Source organism: Luteolibacter sp. Populi, assembly GCF_040801775.1.
GTDB lineage: Bacteria > Verrucomicrobiota > Verrucomicrobiia > Verrucomicrobiales > Akkermansiaceae > Haloferula.
In genome coordinates this window covers 3806316-3832390 of the sequence record NZ_CP161812.1, presented here as the reverse complement: position 1 = coordinate 3832390, position 26075 = coordinate 3806316, and the positions used below count along the sequence as shown (strand labels likewise).

General features: G+C 63.6%; 19 protein-coding genes and 1 tRNA gene. 11 read left to right on the top strand and 9 right to left on the bottom strand.

Annotated elements, in window-relative coordinates:
- Position 1 precedes the first annotated feature (1 nt).
- The 5 genes from ABWK72_RS15645 to ABWK72_RS15625 all read right to left on the bottom strand — a co-directional run bounded on the left by ABWK72_RS15645 (position 2) and on the right by ABWK72_RS15625 (position 5914).
- Positions 2–664: a hypothetical protein gene (locus ABWK72_RS15645; protein ID WP_367870505.1), complete on the bottom strand. Its 663-nt coding sequence runs from the start codon at positions 662–664 to the stop codon at positions 2–4.
- Positions 665–770: 106 nt separating this feature from the next.
- Complete coding sequence (locus tag ABWK72_RS15640) at positions 771–2357, bottom strand: ABC transporter permease (protein ID WP_367870504.1); 1587 nt, start codon at positions 2355–2357, stop codon at positions 771–773.
- 74 nt (positions 2358–2431) lie between these two features.
- The gene (locus ABWK72_RS15635) at positions 2432–3346 is read right to left on the bottom strand and encodes a hypothetical protein (RefSeq protein WP_367870503.1); all 915 of its coding nucleotides are present in this window, start codon (positions 3344–3346) and stop codon (positions 2432–2434) included.
- Between the two features lie 38 nt (positions 3347–3384).
- The gene (locus ABWK72_RS15630) at positions 3385–4542 is read right to left on the bottom strand and encodes a formylglycine-generating enzyme family protein (protein ID WP_367870502.1); all 1158 of its coding nucleotides are present in this window, start codon (positions 4540–4542) and stop codon (positions 3385–3387) included.
- Positions 4543–4618: 76 nt separating this feature from the next.
- Positions 4619–5914, bottom strand: a complete 1296-nt coding sequence (locus tag ABWK72_RS15625; RefSeq protein ID WP_367870501.1) for a Gfo/Idh/MocA family protein — start codon at positions 5912–5914, stop codon at positions 4619–4621.
- 180 nt (positions 5915–6094) lie between these two features.
- Between ABWK72_RS15625 and ABWK72_RS15620 the strand changes: the two genes are divergently transcribed.
- The 3 genes from ABWK72_RS15620 (at position 6095) to ABWK72_RS15610 (ending at position 9821) form a co-directional block, all read left to right on the top strand.
- On the top strand, positions 6095–7489 hold the full coding sequence (locus ABWK72_RS15620) for a nucleoside permease (protein ID WP_367870500.1): 1395 nt from the start codon (positions 6095–6097) through the stop codon (positions 7487–7489).
- Positions 7490–7531: 42 nt separating this feature from the next.
- On the top strand, positions 7532–8794 hold the full coding sequence (locus tag ABWK72_RS15615) for a Gfo/Idh/MocA family oxidoreductase (protein ID WP_367870499.1): 1263 nt from the start codon (positions 7532–7534) through the stop codon (positions 8792–8794).
- 169 nt (positions 8795–8963) lie between these two features.
- Positions 8964–9821 (top strand): SPFH domain-containing protein, encoded by an 858-nt coding sequence (locus ABWK72_RS15610; RefSeq protein WP_367870498.1) that lies wholly within the window; start codon positions 8964–8966, stop codon positions 9819–9821.
- A 286-nt stretch (positions 9822–10107) separates the two neighbouring features.
- On the opposite strand, the gene ABWK72_RS15605 is transcribed toward ABWK72_RS15610, so the two are convergent.
- From ABWK72_RS15605 to ABWK72_RS15595, 3 genes are all read right to left on the bottom strand, one after another.
- Positions 10108–10953 carry a DMT family transporter gene (locus tag ABWK72_RS15605; RefSeq protein ID WP_367875349.1) on the bottom strand — a complete coding sequence of 282 codons (846 nt, stop codon included), beginning with the start codon at positions 10951–10953 and terminating at the stop codon, positions 10108–10110.
- A gap of 155 nt (positions 10954–11108) precedes the next feature.
- Positions 11109–12542: a C39 family peptidase gene (locus ABWK72_RS15600; protein WP_367870497.1), complete on the bottom strand. Its 1434-nt coding sequence runs from the start codon at positions 12540–12542 to the stop codon at positions 11109–11111.
- A gap of 143 nt (positions 12543–12685) precedes the next feature.
- A complete protein-coding gene (locus ABWK72_RS15595) occupies positions 12686–14272 on the bottom strand; it encodes a peptide chain release factor 3 (RefSeq protein WP_367870496.1) in 1587 nt (528 codons plus the stop codon).
- 521 nt (positions 14273–14793) lie between these two features.
- Here ABWK72_RS15595 and ABWK72_RS15590 point away from each other — a divergent pair.
- The 8 genes from ABWK72_RS15590 to ABWK72_RS15555 all read left to right on the top strand — a co-directional run bounded on the left by ABWK72_RS15590 (position 14794) and on the right by ABWK72_RS15555 (position 20624).
- On the top strand, positions 14794–15243 hold the full coding sequence (locus ABWK72_RS15590; RefSeq protein ID WP_367870495.1) for a hypothetical protein: 450 nt from the start codon (positions 14794–14796) through the stop codon (positions 15241–15243).
- Between the two features lie 153 nt (positions 15244–15396).
- Positions 15397–15591: a hypothetical protein gene (locus ABWK72_RS15585; RefSeq protein WP_367870494.1), complete on the top strand. Its 195-nt coding sequence runs from the start codon at positions 15397–15399 to the stop codon at positions 15589–15591.
- Between the two features lie 175 nt (positions 15592–15766).
- The gene (locus tag ABWK72_RS15580; protein WP_367870493.1) at positions 15767–16843 is read left to right on the top strand and encodes a Gfo/Idh/MocA family protein; all 1077 of its coding nucleotides are present in this window, start codon (positions 15767–15769) and stop codon (positions 16841–16843) included.
- A 103-nt stretch (positions 16844–16946) separates the two neighbouring features.
- Positions 16947–18188, top strand: a complete 1242-nt coding sequence (locus ABWK72_RS15575; RefSeq protein ID WP_367870492.1) for a DUF1080 domain-containing protein — start codon at positions 16947–16949, stop codon at positions 18186–18188.
- A gap of 136 nt (positions 18189–18324) precedes the next feature.
- Positions 18325–18395: transfer RNA gene (locus ABWK72_RS15570), tRNA-Ile, on the top strand.
- Positions 18396–18405: 10 nt separating this feature from the next.
- Positions 18406–18837, top strand: coding sequence for an N-acetyltransferase family protein (locus tag ABWK72_RS15565; RefSeq protein WP_367870491.1), 432 nt, complete (start codon positions 18406–18408; stop codon positions 18835–18837).
- Between the two features lie 32 nt (positions 18838–18869).
- Complete coding sequence (locus ABWK72_RS15560; protein WP_367870490.1) at positions 18870–20009, top strand: sialate O-acetylesterase; 1140 nt, start codon at positions 18870–18872, stop codon at positions 20007–20009.
- 51 nt (positions 20010–20060) lie between these two features.
- Positions 20061–20624, top strand: a complete 564-nt coding sequence (locus tag ABWK72_RS15555) for a ribonuclease H-like domain-containing protein (RefSeq protein ID WP_367870489.1) — start codon at positions 20061–20063, stop codon at positions 20622–20624.
- Between the two features lie 488 nt (positions 20625–21112).
- Here ABWK72_RS15555 and ABWK72_RS15550 read toward each other — a convergent pair whose 3' ends face one another.
- Positions 21113–25972: a beta strand repeat-containing protein gene (locus tag ABWK72_RS15550; RefSeq protein WP_367870488.1), complete on the bottom strand. Its 4860-nt coding sequence runs from the start codon at positions 25970–25972 to the stop codon at positions 21113–21115.
- Positions 25973–26075 lie beyond the last annotated feature (103 nt).

Below are 26075 nucleotides of genomic sequence, written 5' to 3'. Positions count from 1 at the left end.
ATCAGGAGGATTCAGTCAGAGAGCGAACGATGTAGATGCCGGTGGAGTCGTCGTGGCGGATGATCAGGACCGCGGTGCCGCGGGGCAGGGGAGGGGAGCCCTCGGCGACGCGCGCATGCAGCAGCAGCGGCGCGCCCGCATTCTCGACCTCGACTTGGCCCTCCCGCTCGGAGACCGAGGCGGTGCGGACCACGCCGGAGCGCCCGATCACCGGCTTCGTCGGCTCGGGATCGTCCTGGATCAGGCGGAATAGAGGCTTCAGGGGTACCACGGTGAGGCGCGTGAGAATGACTGCCGCCACCAACCCGCCCGCCGAAACGAGAGTCCCTGCGCCGCCACTGAGCTCCTTGTTGAACCACAAGTTTCCCAGCATCGAGCAACCCCAGAGATAGGCGATCAGTACGGATAGCACCATCATCACCGGCACTCCCTGCGCATTCAGCATGCGCAGCGCGCCGTGCATCACCTCGCCGAGCGGGTGCCCTTCGCCGTGAGGACCGTCGGCACCGTGGGCGGCATCCACTCCGCCGTCCATATCCACGCCGAAGTGATCATGATCCACCGCCCCCAGGATGCTCAGCAGCCAATAAATGACGACCGGGACCAAGAGGATGGTCAGCGGTAGCATCGGCGCACTGGTGGCGAGGTTCCAAATTTCCTTCACGACACCGTTATACCAGCCAAACCAATCGTTTTGCGCGACTATAAAACGGCACGGGAATTCCCCACACCGGATGACAGCGCCGGACCCGCCCGTTAGACCGCGGGCCTCACAAATTCCGCAGCGACTTCGCCGCATCGCTCCGCGACGCGAAATAAGCCGGCACCAGCGCAGCCAGCGAGCAGAGGATGAATGCCGCGACTGCGATAATCGCGACTTCCCCGGGATCCACCTCCGCGGGCAAACCTTCGAAGCCGATGAAGGCGCTGGAGAAGGGATCGAAGCCGAGAGTTCGGAGACCATCCTGCAAGGATTTCCGGAAATGGATCACCAGCAGCCCGAGCGCGACGCCCAGCAATGAACCCACGAAACCGAGGATCATGCCTTGGTTCAGGAACACGCCGACGATCTGACCCGGTGCCGCGCCGAGCGCCTTCATCACTCCGATCTCCCGGCGCTTCTGGATCGTCGTGGTGAACATCACCGCCATCATCGAGAAAGCGGAGATGATCATGATGAACGAGAGTACGAAATACATCATGGCACGCTGTTGGTTGAGCAGCTTGGAAATTTCTCCCAGATCTTTCATCCAGGTCTCAAGATGCCAGTGTTCCGGTAACTTCGGCAGGATTTCGCCAGCGACGCGCTCCGCTTGATAGGGATCGGCCAGCCGTATGCCCAAGCCCATCACGCCGCCCTCCAAGCCGGTCAAGTCCTGGGCAAGGGGCAGGGGCATGAAGACATCCGGCGTCACCATCATTTGCGACGCCTGATAGACGCCGATGACGATCGCTTCTTTCGGCAGGACGATCTCGAGCATCTCCCCGGCGTTCTCACCGTTCATGGTCTTCACGTCGGTCGTATCGAGTTCGGCCAGGATCTTCGCGGCTGCTTCGGGTCCGGCTTTGTCGTGGAGATAGCCTCCGGTGGTCATCTCTTTGCCCTGCAGGGCTTGGGCGAAGCGCTCGATGATCGTCAGTTCCTGCGGGCGCACGTCCCTTCGGCTATTATAAGCTTCGCCGAGAGGATCGAGCACGTCCTGGTACTTCGCGTCGCTCAGGAAGAACTGCTCGCCCCGCGCCTCGAAAGCCGATTTCAGGGCATCCTTCGTGGCGTCTAGAGAGACCGCAAACAGCTCGCGCAGCGGCGGCTGCTTGGAGAGGGCATTCATGCGCTCCACCTCGTCGAAATTCTTTCCCGAGTAGAACTTCACCTTGTCACCCACGCCCAACTGAAACTGCCGCGCGACGTTCGAGGAGACCACGATTCGGTCGTCCAGCCCCATGTCCGCCTTGCTGTCCGGATAGCCCACCAGATCGAGCATATCCTCGATCCCCTTCACCTGCTCCGCATCATTGGTATCCAGAGCCTTGAACATCACCGGGCGGGTCCGGGACATCATGTCCACCATCAGCACGTAGTCCTGGATGAAAGGCGTCACGGATAGCATTCCGGGGGTCCCTGCCAGCGCGGCGGCCTGCTCTTCCCAATTGAGGATCGGCTCGTGGGCCCCGTATTCGAGCCGGATGTGCGGCGTGAAGCCGAGCACGCGCTCCTTCACCTTCTTCTCGAGCCCCGTGTAAACGGACATCACCACCACCAGCACCAGCACGCCCAGCAGCACGCCCGTCACCGAGATGATCGTGACGGCGGAGAGCATGGCCCGGCGCGGGTTGAGATAGCGCCAGGCGAGCATGAGACTGAATGAGCGGCGAGCCATGCGCCTTGCCTAGCTGCGATCCCGCCCCCCGGCAAGGTCGGCGAAGCGCATCACTTTGCCACCGCGGCGCGCCCGTAGAGGACGAGCGGCGTACCTGCCCCTTCCGAGGCCACCCGGATCAGCGAGCCGTCCCGCGAGAACGCGATGGACTCCGCTTGCCGCAAATGGTGCGCGGGCAAGGTCAGCGGCGCGCGTGCAAAAGCCGCCGCCCAGGCCTCACCGCCCTGCCGCAGGAAGAGGAAAGCCCCGCCATAAGTCACCACCGCCGCCATCGATCCGTCCGGGGTGATTGACATCCCGGTGGGCTGCGTGCCGAAGGGCATCGGCGGCATCCCGTTGGACAGGTTCTTGCCGAGTTGCCCGATCCTCTTCGCGATTTGAAGCCCGTCCTTCCCCGGCTTCAGCGGCAACTCGTAGAGCATCGGCGGATCGGTACGCTTGCTCAGCAGCAGGATCTTCTTCCCCTTCGCATCCACGCTCACCGATTCGCAATCGCGCGGGCCGTCCTCGTAGCGGAAGCGGATCGTCCACGCGACCGGAACCTTGCCCGCCAGCAGCGCGCCAGCCTTGGGCGCGGTGGGCTCCGCCACGATGTGGAGCGCGCACTCCGGCCGTTGTGACCCGTTGTCGCCCGTGTCCGCGATCAGCAGGTAGGATTTCCCGTCGAGGACGAAGGACGCCAGATCTTCCCAATCGACATTCTTTGCGCCCTTCACATCGACCTTGCCCCGCTCGCTGCCGTCGCTGCCTGTTAGGAACAAATCCGATGGAGAGCCGCTGTCGTTGATGAGCCAGAGGAGGTTCGCATCCTTCGTCGATGCCGCCATGCCACTGGCCTCGGCCAGCTCTCTCGATTTCAGCTCGACCTCGGATTTCTGCCGCGCGAAGGCGGGCGCGGCTTCCTCCGCCGCAAGCGCCGCCGGAAATGCGAAGAGCAACAACCCGGCAGCGAGGCGTTCGATCATCCTGCAATCCTGCCTCCGCAGGCGCGGGGTTCAAGCGCCTACTCCCGCGGTCCCGGGCCGGTATTCCACATCCGGTGCATCGTCTTGACCTCCGGCACCGCCAGCGGCCGCACCACGCGGAAGCCCACCCACGGCGCGCTCGTGAAATACCAGATCGACTTCGGATTTTGCGGATCGATCGCCTTCCAGGAGGGATCGGAAGGCACGCGCACCGCGGAGCGCTGCGTCTCCGGCCCGCCGTCGAAATAGCTGCCGCCGCGGGTCACGTGCGGGTAGCGGTTCACCGCCGGGTTCCAGGGATTCTTCGCGCCCGCCTGCCACTTCGCGTAAGCATCCGGGAGATAGGCATCCAGGCACCATTCGGAAACATTGCCGTGCATGTCGAAGAGGCCCCAGGGATTCGGCTTCTTTTGGCCGACCTTCTGGTAGGTGTAGTTCGCATTCGCCATCGACCAGGCATACTCGTCGAGTTGCGCCGGATCGTCGCCGAAACTGTAAGCCGTCATGGTGCCCGCGCGGCAGGCATACTCCCACTCCGCCTCGGTCGGCAGGCGGTAGTAGTGGCCGGTCTGCGCCGTCAGCCATTCGCAGAATTTGCTCGCGGCGTGATGAGTCATCGCGATCGCCGGCCAGCCGGCCCCGTAGCCCTCGCCCATCTCGAAGTGCATTGGCACGTAGGGCGGCGTCGGCTGGCTGACCACATCGATCAGGCTCTCGCCATCTTTGATCTCCGGCGCTTCGGGCGTCGTGATGTTAGAGTCGCGGTTCAGCGTGCCGTCCTTGTTGCGCGCCTTGCCGTTTTCCATGAAGGCCCGGTAGATGTCCCAGGTGATTTCGCATTTGCCGATCCAGAAGGGATCGAGCGCCACCTTCACCTGCGGACTTTCGTCGGCCTTGCGGCCTTTCTCGCTGGCGGGGGAGCCGATCGTGAATTCGCCGCCGGGCACCGGCACCAGGTCGAACTTCGCGTCCTTCGCCTGGGGGACCGTCTCGGTGTAGGCCTTCATTCCCGCCGCATCCGCAGGCGAGTCCCCCTTCTTCGTCACCAGCGCGTGAATCTTCTCCGTCACCGGAAAGTACTGCGGGCTTGGTAAATCGGGAGCCTTGGCGACTTCCGGGGCCGCCGCTGCAGCGGTCTGGGCGAGGGCGCAGGCAGGTGCCAGCAGCGCGAGTGCAAGGAGGGAACGGGGCGTCATGGAGCGAGAGAGCATGAGGCGCGGATCGGACCAAGTCCAGTCCGCGCCTCTTGGAAAACCCGGTCGGGATATGAAATCAGGCGAATTTGTGGATGCCAGGCACCGGAACCGGCGCCACGGGGAAAGCATCGCCCATCTTCAGCGTGTCCGGAGCGAGATCCTGGGTGGAATTCCACATCTGTTCCCAGGTCACGCGCTGGCCGGTATGCGCCGCCTCGCGGGCGATCAGGCCGAGCATCGTGCTATTCGCCATGTACTCGCCGGTGTTGATGATCTCCCCCTTGCGCAGCGAGGCGAAGAACTCGTTGTGGCAGACCTGATACATGTTCTGCTCCATGCCCGCGGGCGCGCGATACACCCACTCGCGCTTCTTGCCGTCGAGGCCCAGCACCATCGGTGTGGATGGCGCGACCGCCGTGCCCTTTTCGCAATAAATGCGGTCCACCACCTCGGTATGGCAGCCCAGATATTGCCGCTCGCCCAGATGGCAGATCACGCCGCCCGGATACTCGAAGGCGATATTGTAGTGATCATACACGTTGCCCGCATCGGTGCGATAGGCGCGGCCGCCGTTGCCCACGGCGGCGATCGGGGCCACGTCGCCCATCGCCCATGCGACCTTGTCCACCGTGTGGATCGCCTGCTCGAGCAATGGGCCGCCGCTGGTCCATTCGAAATTGTTCCACCAGCGCAGCTGCCACTCCACGTCCGCCATGCCGGCGTCCTTCTTCATTCCCGGCTGCAGCGGCTTCGGCGGGCTGCCCATGTAGGTCCCGTAGACCGAATAAATTCTGCCGAGCTCGCCCGAGGTGATTTTCCCGTAAAGTTCGCGCACGCCCGGGGCGAAGCGCCAACAGAAGCCGTGCTGGATCGCCACGCCCTTCTGCTTCGCCAGCTTGGTGGACTCCATCACCGACTTCACGCCGGCCACGTCCACTGCCATCGGCTTCTCGGAGAAGACGTGCTTGCCGGCCTCGATCGCCGCGCGCAGGTGCTGCGGCCGGAATCCCGGGGGCGCTGCCAGCAGGACCACGTCCACGCCGCTTTCGAGCACCTTCTGATAGGCGTCCAGACCTGAGAACTGCCGCTCGGCCGGGACATCCATCCTCCCTTCAAATCCCTTCATGCCGTCCAGGCTGCTCTTGATCGCTTCCGGGAAGGCATCGCCCATCGCCCACAAGACCACATTCGGATCCGCGGAAAGCGCTTGGGTCGCCGCACCGGAACCGCGTCCGCCGCAACCGATCAGGCCAATTTTCAGCTTCGCGTTGTTCGCCCCTTGGCCCAGCAAGAGGTTCGGGAATCCGGCCACCGCTGCAGTAACGGCGGTGCCCGCAAGCAGCTGGCGACGGGAAAGGGATGGTGAGTTCATGGCAGGTGGTGGTTAATGAAGCGGAACGGGATTACGAATTTTTCCGCCCCGACTTTCAAGGATTTGGGTGGAAATTTCAGTTTAGCTCGTTTTTCGTGAGAGAATCGGACGATTATCACCGAATTCAGGATGCTTCGAGCTTGCCGATCCTCCGCCCTCTCGTCGAGTCTCCGCTTCAACATGGATAAAGCCGCCCCGCCCGCTGTGCTCACCCGACTGTCGGTGATGATGTTCCTCCAATTTTTCGCTTGGGGATCATGGTTTGTCACCCTTGCCCTCGCGATGGGCGCAAACTACCTCGGGGACTTCATCGGCGGGGCCTACGAGAGCGCGCCCTTGGGGGCGATTTTCGCGCCGCTCTTCCTGGGCCTCGTGGCCGACCGCTTGTTCTCCTCGGAGCGGGTCATGGGTGTGCTCATGTTGATCGGCGGGGCGATCATGTGCGTGATCGCCACCATCGCCCCACAGGGCGCGGAAAAGGGCGGGCTATTCGTCTGGCTGATGATCGCTTACATGCTCTGTTACATGCCGACCCTTGGCTTGGGGAACACCATTGTCTTCACTCACTTGCGGCAGGAAGATTTCCCGAAGGCACGCGTGTGGGGCACCATTGGTTGGATCGTCGCGGGTCTGGCTCTCGGTGCTGCCGGTTGGTCCGCCTCGCTGAATATCTTCTGGCTGGGAGCGATCTGCAGCTTTGCACTCGGTATCTATAGCTTCACGCTTCCGCACACGCCGCCGCCTGCGAAGGGCAAGCCGCTCGATCTCGGCTCCTTGCTGATGGTAGACGCCCTGAAGCTCCTGAAGAATCCTCCCTTCCTGGTCTTTGCGGTCTGCTCGATGCTGATCTGCATCCCTCTTGCTTACTATTACGGCCAGACCTCCGCCTACCTCGGTGCCGCCGGCTTCGAGCAGGCCGCATCGACCATGACGCTCGGTCAGATGTCGGAGATCTTTTTCATGGTCCTCATTCCCTTCTTCTTCCGGAAGCTGGGAGTGAAGATGATGCTGCTGATCGGCATGCTGTGCTGGGTCGCCCGCTATGCCTTGTTCGCCTTCGGGGCGCCGGATCAGGTTGCGTGGATGCTGCTGCTCGGGGTCGCGCTGCACGGCCTCTGTTATGACTTCTTCTTCGTCACCGGCTTCATCTACACCGACAAGAAGGCACCTGCCGAGATCCGCGGACAGGCTCAGTCGCTGCTGGTTTTCCTCACCCAGGGCCTCGGCATGTTCTTCGGTTTCCGCATGGCCTTCGGCGGGAAGTTCCCTTTCACCGATATCGCACTGCCGAATACCATTGGAGCCTATGGCGCGGCTCCCGCGGGCCACGTTCCCCTGATGGACGGGATCAAGTCGCTCAACGGTAATCAGCCCGCGCCCTCCTTCCTCGAAAGTCTCACCGGGATGTTCGGGAAAGGCTATCCCGAGGGCACCGATCCGGCCCTCGTCTCCAAGGCGATGATGGATTGGAAGAACTACTGGATGTTCCCAGCCGGCATGGCCGCCGTCATCGCCGTCATCTTCTTCGTCGCCTTCTGGGACAAGTCCGCCGATGGCGGCGATGCAAAACACTGAAGGCCGGCCGCGTATTGCCCCACCCATTCAAGTCCGATTACCATGAACCGCCGCCAAACCCTTAAGTCCATCGCCGCCTACGCGACGATCCAGATCGTCCCCAGCCGCGTCCTCGGTCTCGCCGGACAAACCCCTCCTTCCGAGGAGATCACCAAGGCGATCATCGGCTGCGGCGGCATCTCCGCATCGCACCTTCCGATGCCAGGCCGTCTGCTGGCGCTTTGTGATGTGGACAAGGGCCACCTCGACCAGCGGATGAAGGATGCGGGTGCTGAAAAGAACGGCATCAAGGGTTACGGCGACTTCCGCGAGGTCTTGGCGCGCAAGGATATCGATGTCATCCACGTCGCCACCCCGCCGCACTGGCACGCGCTGATGGCGATTGCCGCGGCCAAAGCCGGCAAGGACGTGTGGTGCGAGAAGCCGATGAGCCGCACCATCGGCGAAGGCGTGGCCATGGTGAAGGCCGTCGAAAAGAACAACCGGGTCTTCCGCCTCAACACCTGGTTCCGCTTCAAGGATAACTTCTACGGCATGGGCGTGCCGGTGAAGCAGCTCAAGAAGGCCGCCATGCACGACCTGCTCGGCTGGCCGCTCAAGATCACCGTCTCCGGCGTCACCGGCTTCGATTGGAAGCTCGGCATCTGGACCGGCAAGACCAATCTCCCGGTGCAGCCGGTCCCGGAAGGCTTCGACTACAACTTCTGGCTCGGCCCTGCGCCGCAGAAGCCCTACAGCGCCCACCGCACCCACGCCTCTTTCCGCGGCTACTGGGACTACGATGGCGGCGGCCTCGGCGACATGGGCCAGCACTACCTCGACCCCGCTCAATACATCCTCAACAAGGACGACACCGCACCCATCTCCGTCGAGATCGACGCTGATCCTCAAGATGCGGACGCCATCGGCACCTGGCGGCGCATCGAATTCACCTACGCCGACGGCTGCAAGATCATCCTCGATGGCGCGAACAAGGACAAGGACGCCAAGTACATCGAAGGGCCCAAGGGCTGGATCACCAAGGGATTCGAATCGAGCATCCCGGATCTCGACAAGAAGCTCGCCGCGCTACCCGACCCCGAGCCCGTGATCACCGACTTCCACGAGAGCGTCCGCACCCGCAAGAAGTTCGCCCTCAACGAGCAGAACGGCTTCTGGTCCTGCACCATGGTCAACATGGGCGTCACCGCCCACCGCCTCAACAAGAGCCTCAAGTTCGACCCGAAGACCCTCAAGTTCGACGACGCGGAGGCGAACAAGTTGATCAGCCAGCCGATGCGCGGCCCTTGGAAAATCGAGGCCTAGGCATCGCCCCGGACACGGACGCACGACCCTGCCGTGAGCCGCCTTGTCCGGCTCACGGATGGTCCATGCTCATGCCGGTCACCCTGGCGGTTCTAAATTCACTGAATCCCTACAATCGACTTCAGTCCGCCGCGCCCCCTATGCTCATGGCCGTAAACCTCCGACTGTCATGACCGAGAAGAAAGCCATCTGCGTCCAAGGTCTCATCCCCTTCATCCTATTGGTCCTCGCCATTGGAGCCGTTATCTACACCGGCAAACTATCCCGGATTCTCGAAAACGCGCCCTTCCTTCTCGTCCTGATCGTTCCCTTGGGTATCCTCTGGCTCAAAGGCCTCTTCATCGTCTCGCCGAACGAAGGGAAAATCCTGACCTTCTTCGGCAAGTACACCGGCACGGTCCGCGAGCCCGGCTTCTGGTTCGCCAATCCCTTCGCCTCGAAGGACCGCATCTCCCTCAAGATCTCGAACTTCCAGAGCCCCCAGCTCAAGGTCAACGACGCCCACGGCAATCCCATCGAGATCGCCTGCATCGTCGTCTGGCGCGTCGTCGATACCGCGAAGGCTGCCTTCGATGTCCAGGACTTCAATGTCTTCGTTCACATCCAGGCCGAGACCGCCCTCCGCCATCTCGCCAGCCATTACCCCTATGAGCCGCACGAGCCCGGCGAGGTCTCCCTCCGCGGCTCCCCGGAGAAAGTCGGCGAGACCCTTCAAAGGGAACTTCAGGAACGCATCCAGCTCGCCGGCATCGAGATCATCGAAGCCCAGCTATCGCATCTCGCCTACGCTCCCGAAATCGCCCAGGCCATGCTCCGCCGCCAGCAGGCCGCCGCCGTCATCGGCGCCCGCCAAATGATCGTCGAAGGTGCCGTCAGCATGGTCGAAATGGCGCTCAAGAAACTCGAAGCCGACAACGTTGTGCACCTCGACGAGAAGAGCAAATCAGTCATGGTGAACAACCTCATGATCGCCCTTGTCTCCGAGTCCCACATCCAGCCCGTCATGGCCACCAGCCAGAGCGCGTGATCTTGGTTTAGGGATCCGCCTTCCATCTCCACAGCCCCGAAGGGGCGGCAGGGAGACAGCCCCGGGTGAAACCCGGGGTGTCGCAGAGCGGGCAGAATGCCCCCTGCAAGGGGGCGAGGAGGCCGGTTGCAATTCACACGTGTCGATCTAGCAGGCCTCCCGGTATCCCTTCAGGGCACGTCTTCCTCCCTCCTTCAACCCAGGAGCGGCTGATACCCCTTTCGGGGCTCTAGCGCTCTGCGATCATCGGGGCGCGAATGTCGGGCTTGTATTCCGACCCGCGACACTACCGCCGGTTCACAATCGTGATCCCCGCCAACACCAACAACGCCCCAACCACGAACCTCGGATCCAGCGGTTCCTTCAAGACCAGCACGCCAAAGGTGATCCCAAAAATCGGCGTCAGGAACGAAAACACCGATAGCCGCGATGCCAGATACTTCCGCAGCAGCCAGAACCAATACAGGTAGCTCGCAAACGCCACCACCACCGTCTGGAAAACCAGGTTCACGCCCAGCCGTGGCGTCCACGTCGCTGCCGCCACCTTGCCGCTGAGCCACGCATAGAGGAGGAGCATCACCCCCGCTCCCGCGAGCTGATAAAACAGCGTCTTCGTCGCCGGCGTCTCCGAAAGCCGGCTACCCCGGATTACCAGCGTCGTCGCCGCCCACAGGATCCCGCCGAGAATCCCCAAGGCATCTCCCAGCAGCAAATTCTTCCCGCCTGGCGCGAAGAAGCTCCCCGAGAAAGCGACCGCGATCCCTGCAAAAGCCACCCCCACGCCCAGCCACTGCGCGCGGTTCATCCGCTCCTCCCTCACCAGCCAGTGGAAGCCCAGTACCGTGAAGATCGGAGCCGTGTAGAGGAACACCGCCATGTGCCCCGCGGTCGTGTAATTCAGCCCCAGCGATACCGCCAGGAACTCCCCTCCGAACAAGAGCCCCACCAGCAAGCCGGGCCGCAGCGTCCCATCCCGCAGCGATAGATTTTCCCGTCGCGCCACCATCACGATCCCCACTAGCACCGCCGCCAGCGCCGATCGGATCCCCACTTGGAAGACCGGGCTCATCTCCTGCACCGACGACTTGATCGCGACCTGCTGGAAGCCCCAGATCACGCACAGCACCACCATCGAGGCGATGCTGAAGCCATCGAGCGGCTTGCGGGTGGCAATCGGGTCCGGGTTCAAGGGACGCGGAGTCTGCGTTTTGGCCTGCCGCTGTCAGCCGCGAAAAAGCGCCGGCAGCTTCCTCCCGGGGCCTTCAGAAAGCATCGAATCCGATCCGCTCAGGGCAGGATCATGAACAAGCCACCCGAGCTCGCCCAATTCGCCACCGGCGCGGGCACCCAGCGGCGCTCGTAGCTCGCGCCCCAGGAATCGGAAACCGCCAGCTCGTTGGTCGCTTCATTGTAGCCCACGATCATGCAGATGTGGTGGGCTTCCTGCTCGGATTCCTTCTTCACCACCTCGGCCGCCTTCGCCGCGATCTCCGCCGCCCAGACCTTCCAGTCGGTCACCCGGGTGCGCTTCGCGGTGTTGCCGTTCGCCGTCTCGTTGTAGGGCCCCAGAGAGCGCATCGTCCACATCACCGGGATGCCCTTGTCGATGTAGCCCTTCACATCGCGCACCCGCAGTTCCTTGACGTTCTTGTCCTCGGTCCGGCGGCCCTTGCTACGGACCTGCTGCCGGACTTCGTCCAGAAGGAATCCCACCGAAGTGCCGCCGCCCATGCCGCTCTTGCCGATCATCGCCAGCAGATACATGTCGGCCTCGATCCCCGCGGTGCGCAGCGCCCGCTCGAAGGTCGCCGGCACGCAATAGCCCTTCGGGCCTTGGTTCACCATCGGCACTTGGCCCAGATAAACGTCGCCGTTCTCCACGCGCACCACGTCTTCGGTCAGGCGCTTGCGGATCTCGCCATCCTTCACCTTGCCCGTCTTGCCGCCGCTATCGGCCAGCTCCAGCGGCACGATCGAAAGCGAGACGTACTCGCCCTCTTCACTCGAAAGGATCAGCGAGTGGCCGTTCCAATCCCAGCGCATCACCTTGCGGCGGGTCTTGCGGGAATCGCCGAAGCGCTGGATCTGCGGCTCGCCCAGCACTCCCGTGATGCTCGCCAGCACGGTCTTCTCGTCCTCCGCCATCGCCTTCGCCAAGCTCGCCTCGTCGGCCTCGCTCTTGCCCTCGAAGTGCGCCTCCCCTTGGCCCATCGTGCTCTTGAAATCGCCCTTGTTGGAATACACGGCCGAGAGGATCGAGGCATTGCCGTCTTCCCCGGCGTAGAGCGCCACCGAGTAGGGACGCGCCCCGAAGAGCCGGTAGGAATCGCCGGTGTAGGCCCGCCAGCTCGCGCTGTGCTTGGTCCGCGATTCCGAACTCAGGTGCAGCACCGCCGCGATCTCATCCGCCTTGCGGACCTCGAAGGGCGTGCCGGAGAAGAGCGGGGAGCCCGCCATCTTGCTCAGCTTCGCGAGTTCTTCGGAAAGCTGCTTGGCCTGCGCGTCGAAGCTGGTCCGGTCCTCGCCCGTCAGCATCCCGGGTGAAACCTCGAAAAGCTTTCCGTCCGCCTCCCGCCGCAGCAGGTAGCGGTCCTTCTGCACCCCTTCGAAGCGGGCGCGGATCTGGCCGCCCTCGCCGTCCTTCAGGACACGCCACTCGCCGATCGCGGAGGCGCTATGAAGACACGAAGCGACGAGAAGGAGAGACAGCAGGGGTTTCATAGGAGCAAGCGAATCGGGTTCCGCGGCAGATTTCAACACCGGAAGCGGGGCAAGGGTGTGGTTTTGCCTGATCCTTTCGGCGCAGGAAACGATGAAAACCGCCCGGACTGGGAGGATTTGGGAAGTATCCGGATGTATCCGGCCTACTTCACCAGCCGCTCCGCCAGCTCCCAAGCCTCGTGATACCGCTTGAAGCTCCGCAGCGCCCACTCGGCCTCCGCCAGCACCACCCAATGCCCCGCGGCATCCTTGGCCAGCGCGCAGCCGCCCGGCAGGTCGTCGGTCGGCGCTTCCGCCCCCTCGACCGGCTCGCCATCCAGCATCAGCCAGCGGATCACCGTCCAGGGACTTTGCTCCAGCACCACCTCCGCGCCGTACTCCGTCTCCAGACGGTATTTCAAAACCTCGAACTGTAGCGGCCCGATCGCCCCGAGCAACAAAGTCGAGCCCGACGCGCTCTCGAACAACTGGGTCACGCCTTCCCGCACCAGCTGGTCCATACCCGCCCGGAAGCGCTTCGCCGTCGCCGTGCTGCGCCCGCGGATCGTCGCGAAGCACTCCGGCGGGAAAATCGGGATCTCGTCGAACTTGATCGCGGAGTCGGTCGTCAGCGTGTCGCCGATTTCAAAAGGCTGGTTGCCCACCAGGCCGACCACGTCGCCAGCGAAGGCCTCGTCGACAATCTCCCGCTCTTGGGCGAAGAGCTTCTGCGAATTCGACAAGCGGATCTGTTTCGCCGCGGACCCGTGCCAGACCTGCATGTCGCGCTCGAACTTCCCCGAAACGATCCGGATGAAGGCCATCCGGTCCCGGTGCTTCGGGTTCATGTTCGCCTGGATCTTGAAGACGAAGCCGCTGAAACGCTTGTCCTCGGGCTCGATCATCACCTCGCCGGACTTCCGGCCCGAGGGCTCCGGTGCCATTGCCAGGAAGCCGTCGAGCAAAAGCTGGATCCCGAAATTATTGGCCGCGGACCCGAAGAAGACCGGCGTCAGCTCGCCCGCCAGCACCCGCTCCTGATCGAAGGGCGCACCGGCGATGTCCAGCAGCTCCATCTCCTCCAGCGCCTTGTCCACCAGATCGTTATCCACGAGCTCGCGAACCGCCGGATCGGCCAGGCCCATCACGGAGACGGGTGCGCGGTAAGCCCCGGCCTTGGTCTTCTCGAAGAGATTGAGCTGCCCGTCGCGCCGCTGGATGATCCCGCGGAAGCGCGGACCATCGCCCAGCGGCCAGTTCATCGGGTGGGACGCGATGCCCAGCACATTCTCGATCTCATCCACCAGATCGATCGGCGGTCGCGTCGGCCGGTCGAGCTTGTTGATGAAGGTGAAGATCGGGATCCCGCGCAGGCGGCAGATCTCGAAAAGCTTGCGGGTCCGTGCCTCCACGCCCTTGCCGGCATCCACCACCATGATCACCGCGTCCACCGCGGTCAGCACCCGGTAGGTGTCCTCCGAGAAGTCCTCGTGACCCGGGGTGTCCAGCAGGTTCACGTGGAATCCCGCGTAGTTGAACTGCAGCACCGTGGAGGAGATCGAGATCCCGCGCTGCTTTTCCAGCTCCATCCAGTCGGAGGTCGTCGCCCGGCGGTCGCGGCGGGAGGTCACACTGCCCGCCAGATCGATTGCCCCGCCATAGAGCAGGAATTTCTCCGTGAGCGTGGTCTTGCCCGCATCCGGGTGGGAAATGATGGCGAGCGTACGGCGGATGGAAGACGGATGGGACACGGCGGGCCGGGAGGGAATCACGCTGCCCGCGCCCTGCCAAGACTGATCCCCGGGGCGACCGCCCGCCAACTTTCCGCAAGCCGCCACCAGCGCCCGTCATCCCGCTACCGTATGCCTTCCATCACTTCCGGCGATGCACCCGTTCTCTTTCCTACAATTGCCCGTCCGCCTCCGTCACCAGGCTCCGGATTTTTTCGAGCAACTCGCCTGCCTCGGCATGCTCTGTGTCCGGGCCAAGAATCTCACCGCGGAGCTGGTCGCGATTGCCGATCCCGGTGAATCCGTCCTCACCGGTACCGATCACCTCCTTTTCCCCGGGCTCGGTCTTTCACTGGCCCCGTCCCGCCTCGCCGGCCTGCATGCCCTGCGGATCGAGAGCCTCCCCCAGCATTCCGGCATTCTGGAGTTCGACTTCAATCGCGGAACTTTTCCCCTCGCGATCGCCCTGCCCGACGAATCTACCGGCAATTCCCGCCTGAAATCCTTCGTCGCCGCCTTCTGCGCCGAGGAGTTGGAAATCGATGAACTGCTCGAGTGGCGCGCCGCCTTCTCCCAATCCTTCACCGCCTGCCCCTGCTGCCAGGCCCTCGCCGATCATCGCCGATCATCGCCGTTCCTTCCCCGACCGCCACCCGCTCGCTCCCATTCTCGGCGACCTCACCGAGCTCCGTCTCTCCGCCCACTGCCGCGTCATCGGCAGCGGCTTCGACTTCTCCCGCTTCATCACTGCCCGCCGCCTGTTCTTCGGGGAAGGCACCATCACGCTCAATGACGACAGCGGTGATTGCGTCCTCCGCATCGACCCCGCCCACGCCCATGCCCTCTGGGTTCTGCCAGTGCAGGTGGACGGCGAGTGCCGCACCACCGTCCGGGTCTACGATACCCTCGGCAGCCTGAACCTGGAGTTCTCGGTTCCTGGCGGACAATTCGTCGCCCCATGGCAACGCTACTGTGCCGAGGCCTGCTCCTAGTTAGCGGTAAATTGTCATCGCTGTTGGAGAGGCAATTGAGACGTCATCTCAATTCATTGAGATCCATCGACTTGAGACTGTATCTCAAGTCATCCTTTTCTTGCGCGCAGGTCGAAGTCGCGACATCTTCCGATAACCATTTCCCGATCTACTATGAAAACGACCACCGTTACCCGCGCCTGCGCTGCCTGCGTTCACTGGAACAAGCTGGAAGAAGACCACGGCGAATGTCGCCGCCACGCGCCGCAGACCGTCGCCTTCGAGGTCGACGACGAAGTGAAATTCGAATCGATGTTCCCCGTCACCGCGGGCGAGGACTGGTGCGGCGACTTCTCCAAGACCGAGTGATCGGCAACTGCTCTTCAGGCCCAACCTCCAAACGCCCCGTGCTCCGGCACCGGGGCGTTTTTCTTTTTCCAAGACATGCTCGCCGGGATAGAGGAGGAATGAAGCCTGCCGCCCAGATCGGCCTTGCTAGGTTTTGAAATAATCCGTCACCTCCACTCGTTTTACCGACCCGATCATGCAGAAACCTCTTCGCGTCCTTTGTGTGGGTGCCGGCCATATGGGCCGCTCGCACGCCCTTGCCTACCATCGCATTCCCGGCTTTGAGATCTGCGGGATCGTCACCCGCTCCGCGGAGAGCCGCGGCAAGCTCAATGCCGAACTCGGCGGCGGCTACGCGGAATTCGCCGATTTCTACGAGGCCCTCGCCGCCACCAAGCCGGACGCCGTCAGCATCTCCACCTACCCGGACACCCACGGCCCCTACGCCGAGGCCGCCTTTGATGCCGGTTGCCACGTCTTTATCGAGAAGCCTCTCGCCGAAAACGTCGCCGCCGCGGAGGGCATCGTCGCCAAGGCCAAGTCCAGCGGTAAGAAACTGGTGATCGGCTACATCCTCCGCCACCACCCGAGCTGGATCAAATTCATCGAGATGGCCCAGACCCTCGGCAAGCCGCTGGTCATGCGCATGAACCTCAACCAGCAGTCCTCCGGGGATAACTGGAAGACCCACAAGGCGCTCATGTCCTCGATCTCCCCGATCGTCGATTGCGGCGTCCACTACGTCGATGTCATGTGCCAGATGACCCGCTCGCGGCCGATCCGCGTCTCCGGCATCGGTGCCCGCCTCAGCGAGGAAATTCCCGAGGGCAAGATCAACTACGGCGCCCTCCAGGTCACCTTTGAGGACGGCTCCGTCGGCTGGTACGAAGCCGGCTGGGGCCCGATGATGAGCGAGGTCGCCTTCTTCGTGAAGGACGTCGTCGGCCCGAAGGGCTGCGCCTCCATCGTCGCCGACAAAGCCGCCGGCGAAGGCCAGAGCGCCAATGTCGACGCCCACACCCAGACCCAGTTGATCCGCCTCCACTACTCCCAGCTCACTCCGCAGGGCACCTTCGCCAAGTCCGACGAAACCGTCCGCCTCGACGACGAACCGGACCACGACGGCCTCTGCCACCGCGAGCAGGACTACTTCCTCAAGGCCATCCTCGAAGACCTCGACCTCGCCGCCCACATGGAAGACGCCCTCTCCTCCATGCGCATCGTCGCCGCCGCCGACGAAAGCTTCCGCACCGGAAAAACCATCGATCTCTAGCCGTAGGTATTTCCCCGCGCCTCCGCGTTTCGTTCTCTTCAAATCAAAATCCTTGGCGCGCTTGGCGTCTTGGCGGTTCACTCATCCCAGCTCCATCCGAATCATGAAATCCATCGCCTTTCTTCTCCTTCCCCTCGCCGCCAGCGCCGCGGAACCGAAGCTCCAGCAAGTCTCCCTCTTCAATGGCAAGGACCTCAGCGGCTGGAAGGGCGATGGCTACGTCGTGGAAGACGGCGCGATCGTCTGCACGCCGAAGGGCAGCACCCTCGCCACCGAGAGCACCTACGCCAACTACGCCCTCGATTTCGAATTCAAGCTCCCGCCCGCTGGTAACAACGGCATCGGCATCCACTACCCCGGCACCGGCGATGCCGCCTACGCCGGCATGGAAGTCCAGGTCCTCGATAACACCTCCGACAAGTACAAGGACCTCAAGCCCTACCAGTTCCACGGCTCCATCTACACCATGGTGCCCGCCAAGAAGGCCCCGCTCAAGCCCGTCGGCGAGTGGAATGTCGAGCGCATCCTCGTCAATGGCGACGACGTCCAGGTCACCGTCAATGGCGAGGTCGTTACCCAGGCGAAGCTTTCCAAGCTGAACGAGGAATTCCCCAAGCACGAGGGTGCCAAGCGCCGCGCCGGTCACATCGCCTTCTGCGGCCACGGAGATCCCGTCGCCTTCCGCAACATCAAGATCTGCGAAATCGCACCCGTCGCCAATGACGCGGGCGCCAAGCAAGCCGGCTTCACCAAGATCTTCGACGGCACGACTCTGACCGGCTGGGAAAGCGAGGAAGGGGACAAGGGCCACTGGGTCCCCATCAACGGCATCCTCAAGTACGACGGTCATAGTGAGGCCAAGGACAAGGACCTCTGGTTCAGCAAGGAGTATGGCGACGTGACCATTGCCTTCGACTGGCGCTGGAGCGGCACCGGCCCGGTCATGAAGCGCCCGATCATCGGCCCCGATGGCAAGGAAACCGGCGAGTCCGTCGAAGTCCAGGAACTCGACAGCGGCATCTACCTCCGCGGCAGCTCCAAGAGCCAGGTCAACCTCTGGAACTGGCCCTGTGGCTCCGGTGAAGTCTACGGCTACCGCACCGACAAGTCCCAGCCTGCCGAAGTCATCGCCGGCGTCACCCCGAAGGTGAAGGCGGACAACCCCGTGGGCGAATGGAACCGCACCACCGTCACCATCAAGGGCGATCGCCTCACCGTCGGCCTCAATGGCAAGACCATCATCGAGGATGCCCAGCTCCCCGGCATCCCCGCCAAGGGCAAGATCGCCTTCCAGCACCACGGCGCCGCCATCGACTTCGCCAACATCTGGGTCAAGGAACTCTAAAAAGGTGGTCCGCACAGTCCTCTGTGCGGTCGAACGGTCCCTCAAGCCGCTCTCACCTTAGGGCCGAAAACCGCCCATCCCTAGCTCTTCGTATCTCTCCACCCGCCGAATACGTCCCTTCGTTTCCCATCGGAACGGGGGCGTAGCTCGGCGGTGAGGGTACCCGCCTTATAAGCGGGGGGGCGGGTTCGGTACCCGCCGTCCCTACCCGGCTGAAATGCTCCAGATCCGCCAGTCCACACCGGAAGACGCCGCCGCTCTCGCCCGGCTGGTCACTGACTTGGGCTACCCCGTCGATCCCGCCGGAATGGCCGCACGCCTCGGCTCCCTCTCTCCCGACCACCGCACCCTGGTGGCCGAAGTGGACGGCCAGATCGCCGGCTTCATCGGAATGGTGAAGTTCCCCATCTACGAAGCCTCGGCTCCGATCGGCTACATTCTCGCCCTGTCGGTGAGCCCGGCGCATCAGGGACAGGGCATTGGCAGGGCCCTCATGGCCGCAGCCGAGCAATGCTTCCTCGATCTCGGTGTCAGGGATGTCCGCGTCACCAGCGGACTCCACCGCCCCGAGGCCCACGGCTTCTACGAAGCGCTGGGCTATGCCAAGACCGGCTATCGTTTCCGCAAGGTGTTAGACGCCGCCTCGTGAAAGAGGCGTCCACGCCACGCGTTGAGGGATAGATGAGCGGACTCCTTCCACCATCAGCCTTCATCGCGGGAGTCTGTGCCCTACTGCTGCCGCTTCACGCCGCGGAATTGAAGCTCACCTCCCCGCTCGACTATCAGGTCACCCAGCGCAGTTCCATGAATGCGGGCCTGATCCCCATCTCAGGTTCTTTGACCGGTAGCGGCGATCAAGAGTCCTTGATCGAGGCTTGCGTCATCGGGGGCGAGGCTACCGGAATTTGGCGCGCATGTACGGAGGTCAAACCGGGCCAGCCCTTCTCCACGGTCTTGGGGGCCCCGGCGGGCGCATGGTTCCAAGTGAAGGTTCGCGCGATCCTCGGCACCAAGGTCATTTCCGAGGTCACAATCGAACACGTCGGCGTCGGCGAAGTCTTCATCGTCGCCGGCCAATCGAACTCCGCGAACCACGGCGAGGAGAAGCAGGCCACCACCACCGGCATGGTCTCCAGCTTCGACGGCACCCGCTGGCAGCTCGCCAATGACCCGCAGCCCGGTGCCAGCGGCGAGGGCGGCAGCTTCATGCCCCCGCTCGGCGATGCCCTCGCCAAACGCTTCGGCACTCCCGTCGGCTTCATCCCCCGCGGCATCGGTGCCACCAGCGTCCGCGAATGGCTGCCCGCAAGCGTTAGCTTCCCGGCTCCGCCCACCCTGTTAGGCCGGGTCACCCAGCTTCCCGACGGTTCATGGACTAGCAATGGCAAGGCATTCGAAGGCCTTGTCGCCCTCATGAAATCCCGCGGCCAAAAGGGCTTCCGCGCCGTCCTCTGGCACCAAGGGGAAAGCGATGCCAACCAGGCCGACCCCACCCGCACCCTCCCCGGCGAGCTCTACCGCCAGCATCTCGAAACCATCATCCGCGACTCCCGCAGGCAGATCGCATGGGAGGCCCCCTGGTTCGTCGCCCAGGCCAGCTACCACATCCCCGGCGACGAAGCCTCCCCGGACATCCGCGCCGCCCAGGCCTCCTTCTGGAAAGACAACATCGCCCTCCAAGGCCCCGATAGCGATGCCCTCAAGGGCGAACTCCGCGAGAACGGCGGCAAGGGCGTCCACTTCAGCGGCAAGGGCCTGCGCGAACACGCCGCTGCTTGGGAAACGAAGATCGCACCTTGGCTCCAAAAGCAGTTGGAGTAACACCGCGTTCCGGGATTGCCCGCCGCGCCCCGCGCCGCCTAACCTCAGCGCGTGGCCGCCAAGAACATCGTCTATTTCGACCTCGAGACCCAGCGGAGCTTCGGCGATGTCGGCGGTTCCGCCCACAAGGACAAGATGGGCATCTCGGTCGCCGTGACCTACAGCACCGCCCGCGGCAGCTACCGGATCTACGGCGAAGACGATCTCAATCAGCTCGTCGATGAACTGGTCCGCGCCGACCTCGTCGTCGGCTGGAATCACGTCGAGTTCGATTATCCCGTGCTACAGGGCTACACGGTCTATGACCTTCCGGCGCAGACCGTGAATCTGGACATGATGTTAGACCTGCAGTTGAAACTCGGCTTCCGCATGAAGCTCGATTCGGCAGCCTCCGCCTCCCTAGGCGCCGGCAAGTCCGCCGATGGCCTCGATGCCCTGCGCTGGTGGCAGGAATACAAGAAAACCGGCAGCAATGCCCCGCTCATGCGCATCGCCGAATACTGCGCCTACGACGTCAAGGTCACCAAGTGCGTCCACGAATTCGCGCTCGCGAATGGCCACGTCAAATTCCACGACCGCGGCGGCCACATGCAGGAAATCGCCGTCGGCTGGTGAAACCGGGTTCGGCTTATACCCAGCCGATCATGCCCAGCACGCCCCACACCGCTCTTCCGAAGAAGGCGATCAGGAGGATCAGGAAGACGTAGACGCTGACGTCGATCTGTTTGCGGGTCATGGCGCGGCGGTTTTAGGGCCGCTACCCGCCGCCTGCCAAGGAGATTCCACGGGAGGCCACGAGCGCGGCTTGGCGGCCTCTGCTCTGCCCCCTTATCCGCCAATGCCCTGCAAGGGGGAACGTCGATAGCCCGGGGCAGGCAACGCGCAGCCTCGGGTAATTTGGCCCTGCCAAGCCCCCTGTAGGGGGCACGTAGGCTGGTGATTCCAGAGGTGCTGCCCAAGTGACCTACGAGCGGCCTTTTCCGGACGTTCCGATCCTTGGCTATCAACGGTCTCCCTGTCAGGGTAAGGGAGTGACGGGCCAAAAAAACCCCGGCCGCCATAGGCAGCCGGGGCTCTTGAATTGCATCACGGCGCCACCGCGTTCACGGCGTCACGTTCACCCGCAGGAAGCCCTTGCTCCCCGGTGCCAGCCCGTTGCTCGCGTCCAGGCTGAAGGTCCGGTAGATGTAGCCCGTCGGCGGTGTCGCATTCGGCGCGGGTGGTGCGATCGGTGCCACCACCGAGACCGCGGAGGTAAAGGCCGACAGGTTCAGGCTGCCTTGCACCGTGTAGGTGTAGCCTTCCTGCGTGGCCGTCGGCGAGGGCAAGCCGCCGAAGATCGGCGTGCCGTTCCGCACCGCGATGGTCATCACCAGTTCGGTGGCGGTGCCGGGATCGCTGCTGTCCCCCGTCAGATGATACACCTTCGGGCCATCGCTGCCGTTGTCCGGCTCGCCGCCCAGCGCGAATTCGAGCGAGTTGCTGCTGCCGTCGCCATCCGGATCGGCATTCGGCCCGACGATCGCCGGATCGGTCTCGGCACCGAAGTAACCGCTGATCCAGGTTTCAAAGGCATTCGGCGGCCGCACGATCGCGATCGAGTTTCCATCTAAGGAATAGTTGATCGAGTAACCCAACAGTGCGAGCGCTGCCCCTACCGCAGTATCATTCGCGAACTTCGCCCCCGTCTTCGTCACGTAGGTCGCGATGACATAGGTCGGCAGGGTCGGCGTCCCGGTGAGCACCAGGTTGGCATTGGTAATGTCCAGATCGCCGTCCACCACCAGCTCGCCGTTCGCGCCGCTGATCGTGATCTCGAGGTTACCCCCGGTGGCGAAGTCCACATCCGCATCCGCGAAGAAGGCCCCCGTCGGCGCGCCCGGTGCCAGCGAGGCACCATTCGCCACCAGGATCGAGCTGTCCACCGAGCCGATGCCGCCGAGCGAGCCCGCGCTCACCGTGGTCAGGCCCAGATAGGTATTCTCACCATTCAGATTCAGCCTGCCGGTGCCACTCTTGGTCAGCCCGCCGATACCCGTGCCATCGTTGTTCAGGTTCTGCCCGATGGTGATGGTCTGGCCGTTGCTATCGATCTTGGCACCGCCGTCTTCCACGATCGCGGAAGTGAGGCCGGCCATGAAGGTCGCATTCGCGTTCGCGCCGGCCTTCAGCAGGCCGCCGTCGAAGTTGAAGGTGCTCGTCCCACCCACGCCGCCGTTGTTGTCGTTGCCTTCCCGCACCCGGCGCACCGTCAGGGTGCCACCGTCCAGGTTGACCGTGCCGGTGCCGCTTGGCTCGTTGGCCAGGATCAGCCCGTTGGCCCCCAGCGAATTCACCGCCGCGGTGCCGGTGATGTTGATCGTGCCCGCCCCGAACTCACCGACCATCAGCGGCCGGTCGAGGCTCGTCTGGGTGAAGGTTCCGTTCGAAATGTTCAGCGTGCCATTCCCGTGCGTATCGCGTCCGAGGATGGTCCAGCCATTGGCATTTACCGTCCCCGCACTCTGGTTCCAAACAGCCAGGCCATCGCGGGAGATCATGAACTCGCCGCCGGTGTGGTTCACCGTGCCCCCCGTCTGGGTCACCGTGCCCGTGGAGGTGTTCGTGCCCGTGGCGTCGTTCCCCCAACCGACGAAGAACGACGCGGTGCTATTATAGGTGCTGGTGCCGCTAAGCGTGACGGTCGCTTCCGTCCCCGCGTTCTTACCCCAGTAGCTGTTCCCCGAGTTGATGACGCCCGCGTCCTGCAGGATCAAGAATCCGGTGCTGTCGACGACGTCGGAGATGTTGAAGTCGCCACCGGTTTGGTTAAAGACGCCATTGTCCTTCACCGTGAGCGTGCCGATGTTATTGGCCTCGTGGCCCACCGCAAGCCAGCCGCCGGTCTGGTTGATCTTGCTGGTCCCGGCAATCGTGATCGATCCCGAGTTCCCGGCTCCGCCCGTGCCGACCAGGATCCGCTCGGTGGTGCTGAAGATGGCCGTTCCGTTCAGGTTGAGTGCACCCGTCCCACCGGCGCTGCCGCCGATGTTCGCGCCGCCGGCCACGGCGACCGTCGCGCTGTCGAGCGTCGCAATCACTCCGCCGCCGATGTTGAACAGGCCGTTCACCGTATTCGTCTGGGTCGCACCGGTGAAGACGAGGTTGCCCTCTGCCACGCGGAAACCATTGTTCGCCAGGTTGTTTGTACCCGGATTGGAATAGGTCAGTGTTCCTGCCCCGCTCTTCACGAATCCACCGAGCGTCTTCAGCACCTGTCCGCTGATGACCACATCGCTAGCGATGCTCAGCGTGCTGACCGCGGCGTTGTCTGCAGCACCCACGGTGTAGCCGCGGTTGGTCGTCACGGCACCGCCGGTGTAGTTCAGCGTGCCGCCTGCGAAGACCAGGTTCGCCGGATCGGCCGTGGCCGCCCCCAGCGGGCTGGGCTGCCCCGAGACATCCAGAGCCGCCACCGTGGTGACACCGCCGCGCAGCGTGGTGACCCCCGTGTAGGTATTCTCGGTGGAGATCGTCAGGTTGCCCGTGTTCTGCTTGGTCAGGCTCGCCGTCCCGCCGATCTGGCCTGCACCGCTGATGCTGTAGTCGACAAACAGCGAGTTATTGAAAGTTACGGTGCTCGGCAGCACGGTGCCGGGAAGACTGATCGCGCTGTTCCCCACGATCGAGAGGGTGTCGTCGAAGAGCACCGGATTGCCGTTCGCGAAGAACGCCTCCTGATTCGCCACCAGGTCGATCCAGTTCTCGGTCCCCACGGCCGTGCCGGTGCTCCACACGTTGTCGAAGGTGCCGTCCCACTTCGGCAGGGCCACGCTGTTGATGTCCAGGTAATAGAGCTTGTTCGGCACATCGTGCACGAGCGTGGCACCCACTCCGGGTGGAAGCGGCCCGAGCACGAAGGCACCGCCGCTTTCGCCCGCATATTTCACCAGCGGGAACTGCCCCACCTCCGGCAGCACGTTGAGAACATTCAGGGTGGCCGTCCCCGCGATGCTGAGCGTGCCCGTCACGTTCACCGGTGCCTGGAAGGGGTTGCCGAAGATGCCGTTGTAGTTGATGTCCAAGGTCGTGGCGCCACCCGTTCCGAAGGAGGCGTTGGCCACATTCAGCTGGGCGTCATAGAAGGTTGCAGTGACGCCGACTGCCGCGCCGTTCGCGACCGTCAGGTCGCCGCCGCCGCTGTCGTCGGTGTTCAAGCTCAGTTTCCCGGCGTTCACCACCGTGGCACCGGAATAGGTGTTGAAGCCCGTAAGGGTCAGTGTCCCGGCACCGGATTTGATCACGCCGCCCGCCCCGCTCAAGAGCTGGGGCACGCGGATCGGGAAGCCGGCGGTATTGATCCGCAGCCCCCCACCCTCGAGGTTGGCCGTGGTCAGGCCGGCGATGAAGTCCTGCTCAAGCGCCTTCGCATTGATCTGGGTGCCGTTGAAATCCGCGGTATCCGCTCCGAAACCGCCAATGATCCGGCCCACGGTGAGCGTCCCGCCGTTCAAGTCGAGGTGCCCGGTGGAAATGGCGTTCCGCGCGACATTCAGCAGGCCGCCGTCGACAGTCAGTGAGGCGGTGCTGCTCAGATTCAGCGCCCCTGTCCCGTCCTCACCGACATAGAGTTCCCCGCCCAGCGTCGCAGTGCCGACAGAGAAATTCCAAGTTCCACTGCTACCGCCCGCCCGCCCGAGGCTCACCAAGGAGCCGTTCACGGTGATCGTTCCGCCGGTCTGGTTGATCGTCCCGCTGGCCCCCGTGCCGTCGCTGCCCAGCATGAAGGCATTGGGGCCGATCTTGGAGAACGTGCCGCTGCCGCTCAGATTCAGCACGCCGGTAGAGTTGTTGGCGCGCCCGATCGCGAGCCAGTTATTCACGCTGACCGTGCCGCCGCTCAGGTTCAGCGTGCCGCTCCCCCCGTTCTGGCCCAGCCACATATCGCTATTTACCGGCATCGTGCCGGCGCTTACGTTCACGATGCCGATGCTGCCCGCGTTCTGGCCTACGTGGAGCTGACCTCCGATCTGGAGTTCCGAGGCGCTGTTGTCGATCGTGACCGTGCCGTTGCTGCCGGCATTTTCGGCGACGATGAATTCCTCGTTGTTGATGTTGCGGTAGTCTCCCCCGGAGAGCTTCAGCAGGCCGGTGCAGGTTTGCTGGGCCACGTAGGTCCGGCCCGTATTGGTCAGCGTGCCCCCGGTCATGGTCAGGGTGCCGTTGGAATTGTCTCCTTCTTCGTTCTTGCCGATGAAGTTCCAGCCACCCGTCGTGATCGTGCCGCCGCTCACCGTCATCACCCCGATGCCCGTACCGGAACCGACCGCAAGATCGTTCCCGATCGACAGGGTGCCGGATTCCACGTTCACCGTGCCGTTGCCGTCGTTCATCCCGACATACAGGCGCTCGGGCATCGAAAGGGTGCCGGTGGTGTTGATGTTCATCACCCCCGTCCCGCCACCGCCGAAGGCACCGCCCACATACATGCGTTGGGAGACGTTCATCGTCCCGCTGCCCTGGGCGTAGCCGCTGATCCCGCCGCCCGGCGTGGCCGTGTTGGCCAGATTGTAGGTCGAGCTGCCGGCCCCGGTCATGCCGACGTACATCCAGTTGCCGCCGCCGGTCGCCGCTGTCCCGGCCCGGTGGTCGAGCCTTCCGTTGCCCCGCAGAATGATGTCGTTGGGGATCGGGGTGATATTGGCCGTGATCGTCGCGATGTTCGCAGGTGTCGTATCGATCACCCCGTGTTCGCTGGTCGCCGGCGTGCCGGTCTTGACCGGGACATGGCCCAGGCTCCAGTTGCCGGGCGTATTCCAGTTCGAATCGACCAGGCCATTCCAGACGTTGTCCAGTTCGGCGTGGCTCACGGCGGAGCCCAGCACGCCGCCCACGACGAGTCGGGCGAACCAGCGGGCATTGTGAGAGGCGGTAGCCGTCAGCGATGCACGCGTGACGAGGGATGTAGGCGGGTTTTGTTTCATCGGTGGATTGGGTTTTTGAAGACGGTGCAAGTGTGTCCTCGCGCCCATGCGGAGAAGCACACTCCACCCCCGGCGGGCGGGGGCCGACTGAATGAAAAGAGAG

What these genes read in the sequence shown, in the direction of transcription:
- ABWK72_RS15610 (WP_367870498.1), top strand. Translation starts at nt 8,964, where the DNA reads ATGACCGAGAAGAAAGCCATCTGCGTCCAAGGTCTCATCCCCTTCATC.
- ABWK72_RS15605 (WP_367875349.1), bottom strand. Translation starts at nt 10,953, where the DNA reads ATGGTGGTGCTGTGCGTGATCTGGGGCTTCCAGCAGGTCGCGATCAAG.
- ABWK72_RS15575 (WP_367870492.1), top strand. Translation starts at nt 16,947, where the DNA reads ATGAAATCCATCGCCTTTCTTCTCCTTCCCCTCGCCGCCAGCGCCGCG.
- ABWK72_RS15615 (WP_367870499.1), top strand. Translation starts at nt 7,532, where the DNA reads ATGAACCGCCGCCAAACCCTTAAGTCCATCGCCGCCTACGCGACGATC.
- ABWK72_RS15630 (WP_367870502.1), bottom strand. Translation starts at nt 4,542, where the DNA reads ATGACGCCCCGTTCCCTCCTTGCACTCGCGCTGCTGGCACCTGCCTGC.
- ABWK72_RS15640 (WP_367870504.1), bottom strand. Translation starts at nt 2,357, where the DNA reads ATGCTCGCCTGGCGCTATCTCAACCCGCGCCGGGCCATGCTCTCCGCC.
- ABWK72_RS15625 (WP_367870501.1), bottom strand. Translation starts at nt 5,914, where the DNA reads ATGAACTCACCATCCCTTTCCCGTCGCCAGCTGCTTGCGGGCACCGCC.
- ABWK72_RS15620 (WP_367870500.1), top strand. Translation starts at nt 6,095, where the DNA reads ATGGATAAAGCCGCCCCGCCCGCTGTGCTCACCCGACTGTCGGTGATG.
- ABWK72_RS15550 (WP_367870488.1), bottom strand. Translation starts at nt 25,972, where the DNA reads ATGAAACAAAACCCGCCTACATCCCTCGTCACGCGTGCATCGCTGACG.
- ABWK72_RS15585 (WP_367870494.1), top strand. Translation starts at nt 15,397, where the DNA reads ATGAAAACGACCACCGTTACCCGCGCCTGCGCTGCCTGCGTTCACTGG.
- ABWK72_RS15560 (WP_367870490.1), top strand. Translation starts at nt 18,870, where the DNA reads ATGAGCGGACTCCTTCCACCATCAGCCTTCATCGCGGGAGTCTGTGCC.
- ABWK72_RS15580 (WP_367870493.1), top strand. Translation starts at nt 15,767, where the DNA reads ATGCAGAAACCTCTTCGCGTCCTTTGTGTGGGTGCCGGCCATATGGGC.
- ABWK72_RS15565 (WP_367870491.1), top strand. Translation starts at nt 18,406, where the DNA reads ATGCTCCAGATCCGCCAGTCCACACCGGAAGACGCCGCCGCTCTCGCC.
- ABWK72_RS15635 (WP_367870503.1), bottom strand. Translation starts at nt 3,346, where the DNA reads ATGATCGAACGCCTCGCTGCCGGGTTGTTGCTCTTCGCATTTCCGGCG.
- ABWK72_RS15590 (WP_367870495.1), top strand. Translation starts at nt 14,794, where the DNA reads ATGAACTGCTCGAGTGGCGCGCCGCCTTCTCCCAATCCTTCACCGCCT.
- ABWK72_RS15600 (WP_367870497.1), bottom strand. Translation starts at nt 12,542, where the DNA reads ATGAAACCCCTGCTGTCTCTCCTTCTCGTCGCTTCGTGTCTTCATAGC.